The following is a 13,740-nucleotide window of genomic DNA, read 5'->3' as shown; positions in this document are numbered from 1 at the left end:
TATAGATTCTTTCCTTGTTAAAACCAAAAATTGCATATAAATTATACAAATTGTTTCAAATAAATTGCATATTTTTCTATTATAATGATTTTTGCTATCTAGTTGCTACAATTGATTTATATAATAGTAGTGCAAAACTAAAAAAAGGAAAGAAAAATGAAATTACTAAAATCTGTCTCATTAGGTCTTGCAGCATTAACCCTTGCTGCAACGGTATCTTCAGCTGATACCTTAGAAGATACAAAGAAAAGTGGTTATTTAAGTTGTGGTCTTAATACCGGTCTTCCGGGTTTTGCTTCTCCTGATTCAAGCGGTGTTTGGAAAGGAATTGATGTTGATGCTTGTAGAGCCGTTGCCGCTGCAATTTTTGCAGATCCGTCAAAAGTAAAATATGCTCACTTAAATGCAAAAGAGAGATTTACCGCACTTCAAAGCGGTGAAATTGATATGCTAGCTAGAAATACTACTTGGACAGCTACAAGAGACACATCATTAGGATTAACATTTGCTGCTGTTAACTATTATGACGGTCAAGGTTTTTTAATTTCAAAAAAAATCGGTGTTAATTCGGCAAAAGAGCTTGACGGCGCTACAGTTTGTATTCAAGCAGGAACTACTACTGAATTAAACTTAACTGATTATTTTAAAGCCAATAAAATGGAGTATAAGCCTATTACTTATGATACATCAGCTCAAACAATTGAAGGATTTGAGACTGGAAGATGCGATGTCTTAACTTCTGATGCTTCTCAATTATATGGATTAAGAACTACTTTAAAAGATCCAGATTCTGCAAAAGTTTTACCTGAAATTATTTCAAAAGAACCTTTAGGAACTGTTGTTAGACAAGGCGACGATAAATGGTTTAAAATCGTTAGATGGACTCATATTGCTATGTTAAATGCGGAAGAATTGGGAATTACTTCTAAAAACGTAGATGAAATGTTAAAAAGTCCAAATCCATCTATCAAAAGATTTTTAGGGGAAACAGGAAAATTCGGTGAATATTTAGGATTAGATAATAAATGGGCATACAATATTATCAAATATGTAGGAAATTACGGTGAAGTATTTGATAGAAATGTAGGTAAAGACTCTCCTTTAAAAATTGAAAGAGGCTTAAACAAATTATGGAAAGACGGTGGAATTCAATACGGGGCTCCTATTAGATAATCAAAAGATTATCTTCTACTAATTTTTTACAAAAAAGAGGGGTCTTTTTTCTCCTCTTTTTATAATTTAAGGTGAAAAAATGACGAAATACAAAAGAAAAGCTCAACCATCCGTTGCATTTTATAATAACCCTGAAAACAGGGCAATTATCTATCAAATAGTTGCACTTGCAGCTATATTTTTATTTACATATTTTGTTTTAAATAATATGTTTATAAATATTGAAAAACGTGGGATTAATACAGGATTTGATTTTTTAGGCAATGAAGCAGGATTCGGGATACTTCAAACACTTATACCTTATGATGAATCGAATACTCACGGCAGAGTATTTTTAGTAGGTTTGTTAAATACTCTTTTAGTATCGGGAATCTCTATCTTTTTTGCTACTGTTATAGGTCTTTTAATAGGAATCGGTAGATTATCAAAGAATTTTATGATATCAAAACTTTCGATGATTTATATTGAGACATTCAGAAATATTCCTATACTTTTACAAATTCTCTTTTGGTACAATGTTGTATTAGCCTCACTACCCTCACCCAGACAATCTTTATCATATTTAGATTCCGTTTTTTTTAATAATAGAGGTCTTTATATACCAAAACCCGTATTAGAAGGCGGATTTATAACTGTAATTATTGCTTTTGTTTTAGCAATTATAGCAGTTCTTTATCTTAATAAATGGTCTAAAAGAAGACATGATGAAACGGGAGAAGATTTTCCCATAGTTTTAACTTCTACAGCTATTATTATAGGTGCGCCGACTTTAGTATTTTTTATTAGCGGTATGCCTGCAAGTTTGGATTACCCTGCTTTAAAAGGCTTTAACTTTAAAGGCGGAATTACTTTTATTCCTGAACTTTTGGCTTTGGCATTTGCTTTAAGTATTTATACGGCAACTTATATAGCAGAAGCCGTAAGAGCAGGAATCGAAGCAGTTCCAAAAGGACAAAAAGAGGCTGCAAATGCTTTAGGATTAAAAGATTATATAATTCTAAAAAAAGTCATACTTCCTCAAGCTTTAAGAGTGATTATTCCTCCTGTTATTAACCAATATCTAAATTTAACAAAAAACTCCTCTCTGGCAACTGCAATCGGATATCCCGAATTAGTAACCGTATTTGCGGGAACATCACTTAATCAAGTAGGTCAAGCTATTGAGATTATTTTAATGACTATGGCAGTTTACCTGATAATAAGCATTGTAATATCCTTAATAATGAATTATTTTAATGCAAAAACAAGAATAAAGGAGAGATAAGATGGCTATTTATGAGAAAAAACAAGCTAGACCTGCTCCTGTAAATACGAAAAGTGCCACATATTGGATTAGAGAGAATCTTTTTTCTTCTCTTCCTAATTCAATATTAACAATACTATCTTTTACTCTTATTTTATATATTCTTCCGCCTCTTTTAAATTGGCTTATTTTTGATGCAACTTGGAGCGGAACGAAAGATGAGATTACAGGAGATGGAGCAAGATGGATTTTTATTTATGAAAAATTTAACCAGTTTATTTATGGATTTTATCCTGAAGAGCAATATTGGAGACCAAACTTAATTATCGGGATTTTTATCCTTTTCGTAATTTTATTTAAGAAAATAAGAAATGCGAAATTTAGAATATCATTAATAGTTCTTTTCCCGATAATCTCTTTTATCCTTCTTCACGGAGGTTTGGGCTTAGAGATAATTCCTACTCAAAAATGGGGTGGATTAATGCTTACTGTTGTTGTTGCTTCAGTAGGGATTTTTGTCTCTTTTCCTATTGGAATTATGTTTGCTTTGGGAAGACAATCAAATATGCCTATAATAAGAACTATAAGTGTTATCTATATTGAGTTTATAAGAGGAGTACCTTTAATTACCCTTTTATTTATGTCTTCGGTAATTTTACCTCTGTTTTTCCCTGAAGGTATGAACTTTGACAAATTATTAAGAGCTTTAATAGGAATTACACTGTTTCAAGCGGCATATATAGCTGAAGTTATAAGAGGAGGTCTTCAGGCAATTCCAAAAGGTCAATATGAAGCTGCCGATTCTATCGGTCTTTCTTATTGGCAGGCAATGAGTTTAATTATACTTCCTCAAGCACTTAAAATTTCGATTCCGAATATTGTAGGTGCTTTTATATCACTGTTCAAAGATACAACTCTTGTATTAATCATAGGATTATTCGATCTGCTTGCGATGGTTACTTTAACTGCAACAGATGCAAATTGGCTTGGATTTGAGACAGAAGGGTATGTGTTTGTAACGTTCATATACTGGATAATATGCTTTAGCATGTCAAAATATGCAAAAACAGTTGAAAATAGATTTAATACAAATCATAGAGAATAGGAAAAAAAATGGCTAGAAATTTTGATTATATGATAGAAATGAGTAATGTTAATAAATGGTATGGAAATTTTCATGTATTAAAAGATGTTAATCTTCAAGTAAAAAAAGGTGAAAGGATAGTAATTTGCGGACCTTCGGGTTCGGGTAAATCAACAACTATCAGGTGTATAAACCGACTTGAACCTTTTCAAGAGGGACAAATTATTGTGGAAGGGATGGAATTAACAGAAGATGTTAAAAGAATAAGAGAGATTAGAAAACATGTGGGAATGGTATTTCAACACTTTAATCTTTTTCCTCATCTATCTATTTTGGAAAATCTTATTCTCGCTCCGACATGGGTTTCAAAGGTTCCTAGAAAACAAGCTATAGAGACTGCAATGCACTATTTAGAAAGAGTTAAAATTGCTGAACAAGCTCATAAATATCCAAATCAGTTATCAGGAGGTCAGCAACAAAGAGTTGCAATAGCTAGATGTTTATGTAATAATCCTGATATTATGCTTTTTGATGAACCTACTTCTGCCCTGGATCCTGAAATGATCGGTGAAGTTTTGGATGTAATGACGGAACTTGCCCAAGACGGGATTACTATGATTTGTGTAACTCATGAAATGGGATTTGCAAAAAAAGTTGCAGACAGAGTTATTTTTATGGATGCAGGACAAATTGTAGAAGAGAATACTCCTATTGAATTTTTTGAAAATCCTCAATCTGACAGATTAAAACTATTTTTAGAACAGATATTAGATCACTAAAAGAGAATTTCTCTTTTAGCTCGAAGCTAACCAGATTCCTATTCCTATCATCAAAGTTCCCGCGATTTTATTTATTAATCTTACATTTGAACTATCTTGCAAAATTTTTCTTAAGGTACTTCCTCCCGTTGCATAAATAATCAAACATAAAAATTCTAAAGACAAAATCATAAAAATCAAAATAGGAAGTTGGGAAGCCATAGGCAGAGAATCATCAATAAAAGGCGGCAAAAGAGCTATAAAAAAAGCCCACCCTTTGGGATTTGCAATAGCAGTTATAAATCCTTGCATAGCAAGACTTTTTTTAGAGATATTAAAGTCACAGCTTTTATCCAGTTTTAGTGCCATTTTTCCTTTTGATCTCCACATTTGAATACCAAGATAAGCCAAATAAGCTCCTCCTGCATATTTTAAAAAAAGAAAAATAGTAGGATATTTCAGCATTATTGTTGCAACCCCGATTACGGAAGATGTAGCAACCAGACCTACTCCTATTAACTCCCCGTACATCATATAAAAAGTTCTTTTTAAACCTATACTCATACCCATACTAAGAGCCAAAGTCATACACATTCCAGGAGTAATAGATACAAGAAAAAAAGTGGGTATAAAAACTAAAAGTAAAGTAATATTTATAAAATCCAAAGCATAGCCTTTAATAAAATCGGATTATATACCAAAAAATTAAAAACTTTGCTTTTGCTTTTTTTACTTTTTATTAATTTAACATTTTATAAGCTTCTTCAATAGAACTTACCCTTTTTGCGCTAAAAAGAAGTATTGCAACATTTAGTTTTACAATCTTTATCAGCTCTTCTGAGGGATTATTTATAATATTTATATTCTCTTCTAAAGAGATGTTTTCATACTCATTATTATATTCAATTCCCAACTCTTTCAGATTTACGGATTTTTCTATAATCTCTTCTTTATCTTTTATCCAATATTTAAAATTATTAAAAACTTCACAAGAGCCTTCACTTCCTTTTACGATAAGAAGATTTTCATAGTTTTTTCCAAAAAGTTTATTATATTTTTCAACATAAGGTCTGTGAAAAGCTGAAGTTATAGCGTATTTTGAATTTGCAGGATTAAGTAGTTTTTCAACGGTGTTAAAAATAGTTCTCATATAGAGTTTTCTTCTAAGAGAGGTTAGTTTTGATAACTCTTTAAAATATTTTTTTCTGTTAAAAAAGTGAATATTATTTTCCAAACTTACCGTTTTTGCCACTTCTTTTACGGTAATTCCGTTTTTTGCAGGTTGAAGTTTATCTCCGCTTATTACTATTTCAAAAGGTTTCAAATCTTTATATTTTTTAAAAAAATCTTTTAAGATTTCCCCGTATAAAGGGAAAATATAAGGCTGCTTTGTTTTCCCGTCATAAGAGTATCCAAGCTCAATACTTTCAGGAATATTCTCTCTTTTTATATATTTGTCAAAAGTTTCTAAACACCCTTTTAACTCCTCTTCTGATTCCAACTTAACTCTTAAAAGCATTAAAAAAGCTGCGGCTTGTTCACTCTCGCAACGTTTTTCAAGTATAGCTTCGATAGCCTCTTTTATCTCTTCTTTTGTTAAATCTCTATTTGATTTTGGTCCTGTTCCGACCGCTTTTATATATTTAAAAAAGTTCATTGCATATCCGTTTAAAATTTTTTTAATATTATCACAAAAAATCCACAAAGTTGTAGTAAAATAGGGTATGAAAATTATAATACTCTTATTAAGTCTCTTATATACACAACTTTTTGCTTTTTCTTCTGACGTAAAACAAGCTTTTGCCGTAGCTATAAACGATGAAAAAGGAAAGGGGGAAAATATTCAACATATTAAAAAAACCAAAAACGATTATAACGGGACTTGTTTTACGAAAATTTATGTAAGAGGAGATTTTTTCAACCAAAAACCGCGGGTTTTTATAGGAAACTCTTTGGGGCATTATGAGAGTTCAAAACCTGTATTTAATAAAAAAATTCTGATCGGGAAAATTCTTATTTTTAAACATTATGGGGTAGAACAAGGAGTTCTAAAAGTCTACTTCGGAAAAAAACTTTTTGATGCGAGAGTATATGTCAAATAGAGGACTGATAATTATAGATTTAAGTTTTTTATGCTAAAGTTTTAGCTTATCTTATACCAAAAAGTTTAAAAATGAGTAATAAAGATTTTTCTAATAATCTAATAAAAAACGCAAAAGATCTAAGAGCTTTATATGTTGAAGACAATAAAGATGTCGCAAATGCCGTTTATAAAATTTTAAATCTCTTTCTTGATAAAATTGATTTGGCATTTGACGGAGAAGAAGGACTTGCAAAGGTTGAATCATGTAAATACGATCTTGTCTTAACTGATATAAATATGCCTAAAATGAACGGTATCGAGTTAATAGAAAGTATTAGAAAAATTGCCCCTCATATTCCTATTATAGTAATCTCCGCATACGGTGAACAAGAGTATTTGTTTAAAGCTATTCAAGCAGGAATCGACGGTTTTATATTAAAACCTCTTGAACCTGAACAATTTAAAAGAGTATTATTTAAAGCTATAGAAAAAACTCTTATTTATAAAGAAAATAATAAAAATCTTTCCATATTAAAACAGTATCAAGATATCACCAACAGAAGTTCAATTATCTCAAAAACCGATCCTACGGGTATAATAACTTTCGTAAATGAAAACTTTGTAAAAATTTCGGAATACTCAAAAGAGGAGTTAATAGGAAGATCCCATGCCCTTATAAGACATCCCGATAATTCAAAAGAGTTTTTTAGAGATCTTTGGCATACCATAAGTATAGAAAAGAAACCTTGGGAAGGAGTAATTAAAAACCTCTCAAAAAGCGGCAAACCTTATTATGTAAAAACAGTAATAAAACCTCTTTTAGATGAAGAAGGAAATGTTTTAGAGTATATTGCTCTTAGAAACGATATTAGTGAAATTATGAGTGAAAAGAAGCAGATGTTAAGCTCTTTAGAGTCAAATAGAAACTCTTTGCTTATAATGATTCAAATTGAAAACTTTGATATTTTGGATAAGTTTTATGATAATAAGACTGTTGAAAAAATTGAGCAGATATACGGAAAAACCATTTTAGATCATATGCCAAACAAAGAGCTTTTTGAAAAAATCTACTCTTTGGGGGATGGTTGTTTCGTTATTACGGAAGATTTTGATAAATTAATAGCAAATTATCCTGAAATCAATATAGAAGAGCAGCTTCACGAATTTATAAAAAATACAAAAAACAGTACTATAAAACTTGAAAATATTGAGTATGATATTTCTGTTATCGTAAGTTACAGTTACGGCACGAAAAATCTTTATGAAAATGTAAAGTACGGAGTTGAAAAAGCAATAGAAAAGAAAAAGAATCTTATTTTTGCCAATAATCTAGTAAGTGAAGCCCAAGAGAATGCAAAAAAGAATATAGAAACAATTCAAATGGTAAAAAAAGCTTTAGATGAATCGAAAATAATATCTTTTTTCCAACCTATAATTGATAATAAAACCAAAAAAATTATAAAGTATGAATCTCTTGTCAGACTTATAAATGAAAAAGATGAAATAGTTTCTCCTTATTTTTTCCTAGAAACGTCGAAACAAGGAAGTTACTACACAAAAATTACTAATAGAGTTATTGAAAACTCTTTTGAGATTTTAGATCATATAAAAGACAATATCAGCATTAATATCTCCGCTATTGATATTGAAAACGACATAATTAGAAACAGGCTTATCGTACTTGTAAGCAAACCTGAATATAAAGGCAGAGTAACCTTTGAACTTTTAGAAGATGAAAATATAAAAGATTTTAAGAAAGTAAAAGATTTTATTAAATTAGTAAAAGATATAGGAAATGTCCAAATTGCTATTGATGATTTCGGAAGCGGTTACTCAAATTTTGAAAGATTGTTAGAGTACTCTCCTGATATTCTAAAAATAGACGGAAGCCTTATAAAAAATATTGAACACGATGATTTTAGTAGAAATTTAGTGGAAACACTTGTCGTTTTTGCAAAAAAACAGGGAATAAAAACAATAGCCGAGTTTGTAGAAAATGAAAATATCTATAATATTTTAACCGAACTTGGAGTCGATTACTCTCAAGGTTTTTATTTCGGGAAACCCGAAAAACTTATATAAGAGGCAAATTCCCTCTTATATAACTACATATATTTTTTAAGAACTTCAGGTATTTTTACACTACCGTCTGCTTGTTGATAGTTTTCCATAATTGCAACCAAAGTTCTTCCCACAGCCAAAGATGAACCGTTTAAAGTATGAGCCAAAATATTTTTTTTGCCCTCTTTATATCTGATTTTTGCACGTCTTGCTTGAAAATCTCTTGTATTTGAAATAGATGAAATCTCTCTATATTTTTTTTGTCCCGGAAGCCAAACTTCAAGATCAATGGTTTTTGCTGCACTAAAACCCAAATCTCCCGTACAAAGCATAACTTTTTGGTGTGCAAGCCCTAATGAGCTTAATAGATCACTTGCACAAGATACCATTTTTTCAAAAACTTCATCTGACTGCTCTTGTTTTGTAATAGATACCATCTCAACTTTGTCAAACTGATGCTGTCTTATAAGTCCTCTTGTATCTCTTCCAGCACTTCCCGCTTCTTTTCTAAAACAAGGAGTATAAGAAGTTAAAAGTAAAGGAAGTTCCTCTTCAGAGATTATTTCATCATTATAAAGATTTGTAAGACTTACTTCTGCTGTCGGAATAAGATATAAATCTTCTCCTTCTATTTTAAACAAATCATCTTCAAATTTAGGAAGCTGTCCTGTTCCTTGAAGAGTATTTGAGTTTGCCATAAAAGGAACATACCACTCATGAAAACCTCTGCTTCTGTTAAAATCAAGCATATAGTTTATCAAAGCTCTTTCAAGTCTTGCACCCTCACCTCTTATTGCAGAGAATCTTGATTTTGCAATTTTTACGCCTCTTTCAAAATCAAGCCAGCCGTTTGGCAAATCCCAATGCTCTTTTGGTTCAAAATCAAAGTTTGGTTGTTCTCCTATTTTTTCAATAACTACATTTTCATTTTCATCTGCTCCGTTTGGAACAATATCATCGGGAAGATTTGGAACACCAAGGGCAACAGAAGATAATTTCTCTTCTAAAGTTTTAACTTCCTCTTCAAACTCTTGTTTTTTTGATTTTAAGTCACTAATCTCTTTTTGCAAAGAGGCTATATCAAGTCCCTCTTTTTTATATCGTCCAAACTCTTTTGAGAGTTTATTTTGAGAAGCAGTAACCTCTTCCATTTTTTGTCTTTTTATTTTAGTCTCTTCTGACAAACTTTTAAGATTGTCTAAAACTTCACTACTTACACCTTTTCTCACCAATGCAGCGGCTACATTTTCAAAATCTTTTTGCAATAGTTTTATATCAATCATAACACTCTTTCTTAAATTTTTTGCAATTATACCTAATTTTTTCCATAATAAGTTAAATCAAATCTGCTTGTCATGATTAAACTTTTATTAAGACCTCTTTTACATTTAAATGATTATAATTCTCAAAATTAGAAGTTATTATAGGATATTAAATGAGTTTTTATTCTCTTTACAAAGAGTTGTCAATACCCGAAAAAAGCGGTAAAAAAATTGGACTTTTTAGAACACTGTGCGCTGTTTTAGGTGGCCTAAGCGTTGCATATTTAGGTATGACTTTATGTATTTATATTATTCCGGGAAAGCCCGGGGAATCGATTATCGTTCCCATACTTCTTAATACTTTGGTTTGGGCACTTGCAGCACTTTGGATTAGTTTGTCTCCTACCAAACTAAGCGCTCTTAAAAGAGTATTTGTTCCTACTTTTATTTTTGCAATACTTATAGCTATTTTATATAATCTGGGGTAAAAATGGGTTCAAAACATATACAAAAAGAGGCAAGTAAAATATTTAAACAAAGGTTACAAAGAGTCCATGTGGCAACAGGAATAAGTTTTTCACTGCTTATGTATATAGCCGTGTTTTTCGGAATATTTGCAATTTTATTACCTTTTATCCAAGTTTGGGAAAAACCTTCAAGACATTATGCAATCCCCGAACTTACGAAAATTGATTACTCTTCAATGATTGATCCTGTTTTAAAAGATCCCGAATATCCTAAAATAAACGGAGTTACCATAACTCTTCCGGGATATATGGAAGATCCTGCCGTTAGAATCTCTGCACAATTTACAAAAACAAAAGTCTTTAATCCCAATACCGCAAAAGAGGTAGAAAATGAGGATAAAGCTTCCCAATTAGCGTGGTTTTTAAATTCAATGCATTATGGAAGACCTTTTAAAACCTTTGGGTATTTAGTTTTCGGTTTTATGGCAGTTGCGGGAATGTTTTTGGTAATTGGAGGCTTATTACAGGTTTTAATTATCAAATATAAAGATAAAGGGAAAAATGCTTCTAGTAAATTCTCAAAATGGCATAGAAAAATTTTTACTTGGGTTTTCCCGCCTTTTATAATCATTACCCTAACGGGAGCCATGATGAATATAGGTTATCAAGGCTCAGCTCCTATGGCATATCTGGCTTCAAAAGGAGAAGCAAACCAAGTATGGCAGTTAGCAGGTCCTGTTCTTTTTCCCAAACAAGCAAAAATCGAAAAAAAGAATGATTCCGTTCCTATGCTTACAATGAATGAACTTATAAAAAGAGCAAAAGAGGTTAATCCTAATATAGATTATCAAAGAATCAAACTAACAAACTGGACAGATTCAAGTGCAACGGCAAAACTTGAAGGATACAACCCTTATATGCCATTTTTAAACGGTATTTCAAATAAACCAAGCGTTACTTTAAGGGGTGTAGACGGAAGTGTAGTTGCCCAACAAAAAGTTATGGATAAACATTGGTCGGGACTTTTTTACGATTCGATGATGTTTTTACATCTTCTTTTCGGAGTTGATATTTTCACCAGACTTATTGTTGCTCTTATTATGAGTATTTCCGCTTTTGCATTAGGTTTCGGAGTTCTTCTCTGGCTTGAAAAAAGAGCAAGAAAATTCCCAAAAGATATTCCCGTTTATCACTGGATGGGCAAATTATCTTTGGCGGTTATGGTAGGAGTTATACCTGCAACGGGAGTTTTATTTACTCTTCAGTGGATTCTGCCTTTTGATATGCCGGACCGATTTCTTTGGCAAAAAGGGATATTTTTTCTTTTTTGGATAGGAACATTAACTTGGGCATTTTACAGAATCAACTCTTATCAAGCGGCAAAAGAGTTTTTAAAACTAGGCGGAATCTTATTTATACTTAGTTCGATTTTTCATTTTTACAACAGCGGATTTTCTCCTGTTGAACTTTGGAATAAAAATATGACGACTATTTTAAGCGTAGACATAGGATTGATAATTTTCGGCTCTATTCTTTTTTATGCAGGATTAAAACTTCCTCAAAAAAGAGAAAAGATTCAAGAATTTTGGACAAAAAAACTTTAAATTTAGAAAGGATAACTTATGAAAAAAATAGCTGTTTTAATACTTTTATTAACTGCAACAATCGCACAGGCACACACCCTTTTGATGAATGTAATAAATAATGAAGATAATACGGTTACAGTTGTAGGAGAGTTTAGTACAGGTGATTCGGCAGCAGGAGCTTTAATTAGATTTGAATCTCTTTTAAGCGGAAAAATCCTGTTTAAACAAAGATTACCCGAAGATAGTGAATTAACCGCAGAAATTCCCAAAGAACCTTATCAAATAGTTCTTGACGGCGGTCCTGGGCATACTATTGTAAAAGAAGGAATTGCGCCTTTAGAAGGTTTTGAAAAAGAGATAAAAGCTGAAGTTACAAAAACAAGTACAAAGCTGTCTCAAGCAAGTAATCTTACAAATGAGTGGAGCAATCCTACTATAATTCTTTTTATTTTAGGACTTCTTCTAATAATATTGACACTTTATATAAGTTCAAAAAATACAAATAAAATCTTAAAGCAGATAAAACAAGAAGGCTGATATATCTTTATGTTGCATTACTACAAAGAGTTGCAAAACTTCGTACAAAGAATGGTCGGAAATAGAGAGTATGCAGCAGAAATAGTACAAGAAACATATACAAAAGCTCTTGAAGTTGATTCGAAAATAATAATAAACAACGAAAGAGCTTTTTTATATAAAATTGCAAAAAATATTGTAATAGACGACTCAAGAAAAAACAGTAAATTCCAAAAAGTTATTTTTGAAGAAGAAGAGTATACAATTCCAAAAGAAGAACAACCGGAAGAACAAATACTTAATATTTTAAAAGAAAATTTGATAAAAGAGGCTATAGAAAAACTTCCTTCAAGAAGTAAACAGGCATTTGTTTTACACTTTATCAAAGGTTTTACAAGACAGCAAATTGCCCAAAAAATGGGAATAAGTACAAATGCAGCCCAAAAACATATTACAAGAGCTACACAAAAAATAAAAGAGCAAATATCATTGCAGGATTGGGATATAAATGAATAAACAAAAACAGATTGACAAAGCAGCTGCTTATTGGTTTGCCTGTAATAAAGAAGGATTTACCCCCAATCAGAAAATCGATTTTGAAAAATGGTTAAATGAAGATAAAGAGAATAAAAAAGCCTATGAAGATCTAAATAAAATTGAAGCATTATGCCAGTGCTTAAACGAAGACTACCTTGAAAACCTTATGGACGAAGTACAAAAAGGGGCAAAAAAAACAAAAATTTTTGAAAAATTAAAGACTTATGCAGTTGCTGCAAGCTTTTTAATAGTGATTTTTGCAGGTTTTTTTCAAGGATTTAATTACTACTTCCAACCAAATTATGAAAAAAGCTTTATTACAAAAATAAATCCTGAAAAAATCATTTTACCTGACGGTTCTAAACTCTCAATAGATGCAAAAACAAAAATCCATGTAGAGTTTTATAAAAAACAAAGATTGGTAAATCTTATTGGCGGGCAAGTAATGTTTAGAGTAAAAAAGAGTAAAGACAGACCTTTTAATATTATTTCAAACCATACTCATATACAAGTTGTAGGAACAACTTTTGAAGTAAAAAATTTAGCTGACATAACAACGGTAAAAGTAAAAGAAGGAGTAGTAAAAGTATCAAAAATAAATCCTTATACCCAAAAACTGCAAACTCTTAAGCTGCTTACAAAAGGAGAAAAAATAGTTTTAAATAAATTCGGCAAAGTTCTGAATCTTTCAACAACTTCTGTAAAAGATATTGCCCTTTGGGAAAACAATCAACTGATTTTCGATAATACGAATATAGAAGAGGCGCTTAAAGAATTTTCCAAATATACAAACAAAAAAATTAAGTTAAACAACAATAAAATAGCAAAACTGCCTGTTACGGGACACTTTTCAACAAAACAGATTGAAAAATTTTTTAAAGCCTTAAGTGCTATTTATCCTGTGAAAATTGAAAAGAAAAACAACACTATTTATATCAATAGAATAAATTAAAATCTAAATTTTAAAATC

The 13,740-nt window shown here is 31.0% G+C and carries 14 protein-coding genes; 11 read left to right on the top strand and 3 right to left on the bottom strand.

Translation table 11 applies throughout. The annotated features are described in order from the left end of the window. Positions 1 to 156: 156 nt before the first annotated feature. The 4 genes from AANAER_RS02640 to AANAER_RS02625 all read left to right on the top strand — a co-directional run bounded on the left by AANAER_RS02640 (position 157) and on the right by AANAER_RS02625 (position 4,279). Positions 157 to 1,173 carry an amino acid ABC transporter substrate-binding protein gene (locus tag AANAER_RS02640; protein ID WP_044416251.1) on the top strand — a complete coding sequence of 339 codons (1,017 nt, stop codon included), beginning with the start codon at positions 157 to 159 and terminating at the stop codon, positions 1,171 to 1,173. A gap of 79 nt (positions 1,174 to 1,252) precedes the next feature. Next, positions 1,253 to 2,437 carry an amino acid ABC transporter permease gene (locus tag AANAER_RS02635; protein ID WP_129082905.1) on the top strand — a complete coding sequence of 395 codons (1,185 nt, stop codon included), beginning with the start codon at positions 1,253 to 1,255 and terminating at the stop codon, positions 2,435 to 2,437. Between the two features lies 1 nt (position 2,438). Then, positions 2,439 to 3,521: an amino acid ABC transporter permease gene (locus tag AANAER_RS02630; protein WP_129082904.1), complete on the top strand. Its 1,083-nt coding sequence runs from the start codon at positions 2,439 to 2,441 to the stop codon at positions 3,519 to 3,521. 8 nt (positions 3,522 to 3,529) lie between these two features. Then, positions 3,530 to 4,279 (top strand): amino acid ABC transporter ATP-binding protein, encoded by a 750-nt coding sequence (locus tag AANAER_RS02625; protein WP_044416255.1) that lies wholly within the window; start codon positions 3,530 to 3,532, stop codon positions 4,277 to 4,279. A 15-nt stretch (positions 4,280 to 4,294) separates the two neighbouring features. Here the strand turns inward: AANAER_RS02625 and AANAER_RS02620 are convergent, their stop codons facing one another. Both AANAER_RS02620 and AANAER_RS02615 read right to left on the bottom strand, forming a co-directional pair. Further along, positions 4,295 to 4,924, bottom strand: coding sequence for a LysE family translocator (locus AANAER_RS02620; RefSeq protein ID WP_044416257.1), 630 nt, complete (start codon positions 4,922 to 4,924; stop codon positions 4,295 to 4,297). 73 nt (positions 4,925 to 4,997) lie between these two features. Beyond that, positions 4,998 to 5,915, bottom strand: a complete 918-nt coding sequence (locus AANAER_RS02615; RefSeq protein WP_129082903.1) for a glycosyl transferase — start codon at positions 5,913 to 5,915, stop codon at positions 4,998 to 5,000. Between the two features lie 67 nt (positions 5,916 to 5,982). Between AANAER_RS02615 and AANAER_RS02610 the strand changes: the two genes are divergently transcribed. Together AANAER_RS02610 and AANAER_RS02605 are read left to right on the top strand one after the other, a co-directional pair. Next, positions 5,983 to 6,360, top strand: a complete 378-nt coding sequence (locus tag AANAER_RS02610) for a hypothetical protein (protein ID WP_129082902.1) — start codon at positions 5,983 to 5,985, stop codon at positions 6,358 to 6,360. Between the two features lie 71 nt (positions 6,361 to 6,431). Next, complete coding sequence (locus tag AANAER_RS02605; protein ID WP_129082901.1) at positions 6,432 to 8,423, top strand: EAL domain-containing response regulator; 1,992 nt, start codon at positions 6,432 to 6,434, stop codon at positions 8,421 to 8,423. 23 nt (positions 8,424 to 8,446) lie between these two features. On the opposite strand, the gene serS is transcribed toward AANAER_RS02605, so the two are convergent. Continuing rightward, positions 8,447 to 9,685 carry a serine--tRNA ligase gene (gene serS, locus AANAER_RS02600; RefSeq protein ID WP_044416262.1) on the bottom strand — a complete coding sequence of 413 codons (1,239 nt, stop codon included), beginning with the start codon at positions 9,683 to 9,685 and terminating at the stop codon, positions 8,447 to 8,449. 152 nt (positions 9,686 to 9,837) lie between these two features. On the opposite strand from serS, the gene AANAER_RS02595 reads away from it, so the two are divergent. From AANAER_RS02595 to AANAER_RS02575, 5 genes are read left to right on the top strand one after another with little or no spacing between them, the layout of a single operon-like run. Then, a complete protein-coding gene (locus AANAER_RS02595; RefSeq protein ID WP_129082900.1) occupies positions 9,838 to 10,152 on the top strand; it encodes a hypothetical protein in 315 nt (104 codons plus the stop codon). Between the two features lie 2 nt (positions 10,153 to 10,154). Then, on the top strand, positions 10,155 to 11,735 hold the full coding sequence (locus tag AANAER_RS02590; protein WP_129082899.1) for a PepSY-associated TM helix domain-containing protein: 1,581 nt from the start codon (positions 10,155 to 10,157) through the stop codon (positions 11,733 to 11,735). An 18-nt stretch (positions 11,736 to 11,753) separates the two neighbouring features. Next, the gene (locus AANAER_RS02585; RefSeq protein WP_129082898.1) at positions 11,754 to 12,254 is read left to right on the top strand and encodes a hypothetical protein; all 501 of its coding nucleotides are present in this window, start codon (positions 11,754 to 11,756) and stop codon (positions 12,252 to 12,254) included. A gap of 9 nt (positions 12,255 to 12,263) precedes the next feature. Next, positions 12,264 to 12,749, top strand: a complete 486-nt coding sequence (locus AANAER_RS02580) for an RNA polymerase sigma factor (RefSeq protein WP_129082897.1) — start codon at positions 12,264 to 12,266, stop codon at positions 12,747 to 12,749. Then, a complete protein-coding gene (locus AANAER_RS02575; RefSeq protein ID WP_129082896.1) occupies positions 12,742 to 13,722 on the top strand; it encodes a FecR family protein in 981 nt (326 codons plus the stop codon). The genes AANAER_RS02580 and AANAER_RS02575 overlap by 8 nt, the downstream gene beginning before the upstream one ends. Positions 13,723 to 13,740: the final 18 nt, after the last annotated feature.

The sequence above is a fragment of the Halarcobacter anaerophilus genome (assembly GCF_006459125.1).
Lineage (GTDB): Bacteria > Campylobacterota > Campylobacteria > Campylobacterales > Arcobacteraceae > Halarcobacter > Halarcobacter anaerophilus.
This window is presented reverse-complemented; position numbering and strand designations above follow the sequence as displayed.

Bases quoted from the DNA above. Each gene is read 5' to 3' on its own strand.
- AANAER_RS02640 (WP_044416251.1), top strand. From the start codon at position 157: ATGAAATTACTAAAATCTGTCTCATTAGGTCTTGCAGCATTAACCCTT.
- AANAER_RS02635 (WP_129082905.1), top strand. From the start codon at position 1,253: ATGACGAAATACAAAAGAAAAGCTCAACCATCCGTTGCATTTTATAAT.
- AANAER_RS02630 (WP_129082904.1), top strand. From the start codon at position 2,439: ATGGCTATTTATGAGAAAAAACAAGCTAGACCTGCTCCTGTAAATACG.
- AANAER_RS02625 (WP_044416255.1), top strand. From the start codon at position 3,530: ATGGCTAGAAATTTTGATTATATGATAGAAATGAGTAATGTTAATAAA.
- AANAER_RS02615 (WP_129082903.1), bottom strand. From the start codon at position 5,915: ATGAACTTTTTTAAATATATAAAAGCGGTCGGAACAGGACCAAAATCA.
- AANAER_RS02610 (WP_129082902.1), top strand. From the start codon at position 5,983: ATGAAAATTATAATACTCTTATTAAGTCTCTTATATACACAACTTTTT.
- AANAER_RS02605 (WP_129082901.1), top strand. From the start codon at position 6,432: ATGAGTAATAAAGATTTTTCTAATAATCTAATAAAAAACGCAAAAGAT.
- serS (WP_044416262.1), bottom strand. From the start codon at position 9,685: ATGATTGATATAAAACTATTGCAAAAAGATTTTGAAAATGTAGCCGCT.
- AANAER_RS02595 (WP_129082900.1), top strand. From the start codon at position 9,838: ATGAGTTTTTATTCTCTTTACAAAGAGTTGTCAATACCCGAAAAAAGC.
- AANAER_RS02590 (WP_129082899.1), top strand. From the start codon at position 10,155: ATGGGTTCAAAACATATACAAAAAGAGGCAAGTAAAATATTTAAACAA.
- AANAER_RS02585 (WP_129082898.1), top strand. From the start codon at position 11,754: ATGAAAAAAATAGCTGTTTTAATACTTTTATTAACTGCAACAATCGCA.
- AANAER_RS02580 (WP_129082897.1), top strand. From the start codon at position 12,264: ATGTTGCATTACTACAAAGAGTTGCAAAACTTCGTACAAAGAATGGTC.
- AANAER_RS02575 (WP_129082896.1), top strand. From the start codon at position 12,742: ATGAATAAACAAAAACAGATTGACAAAGCAGCTGCTTATTGGTTTGCC.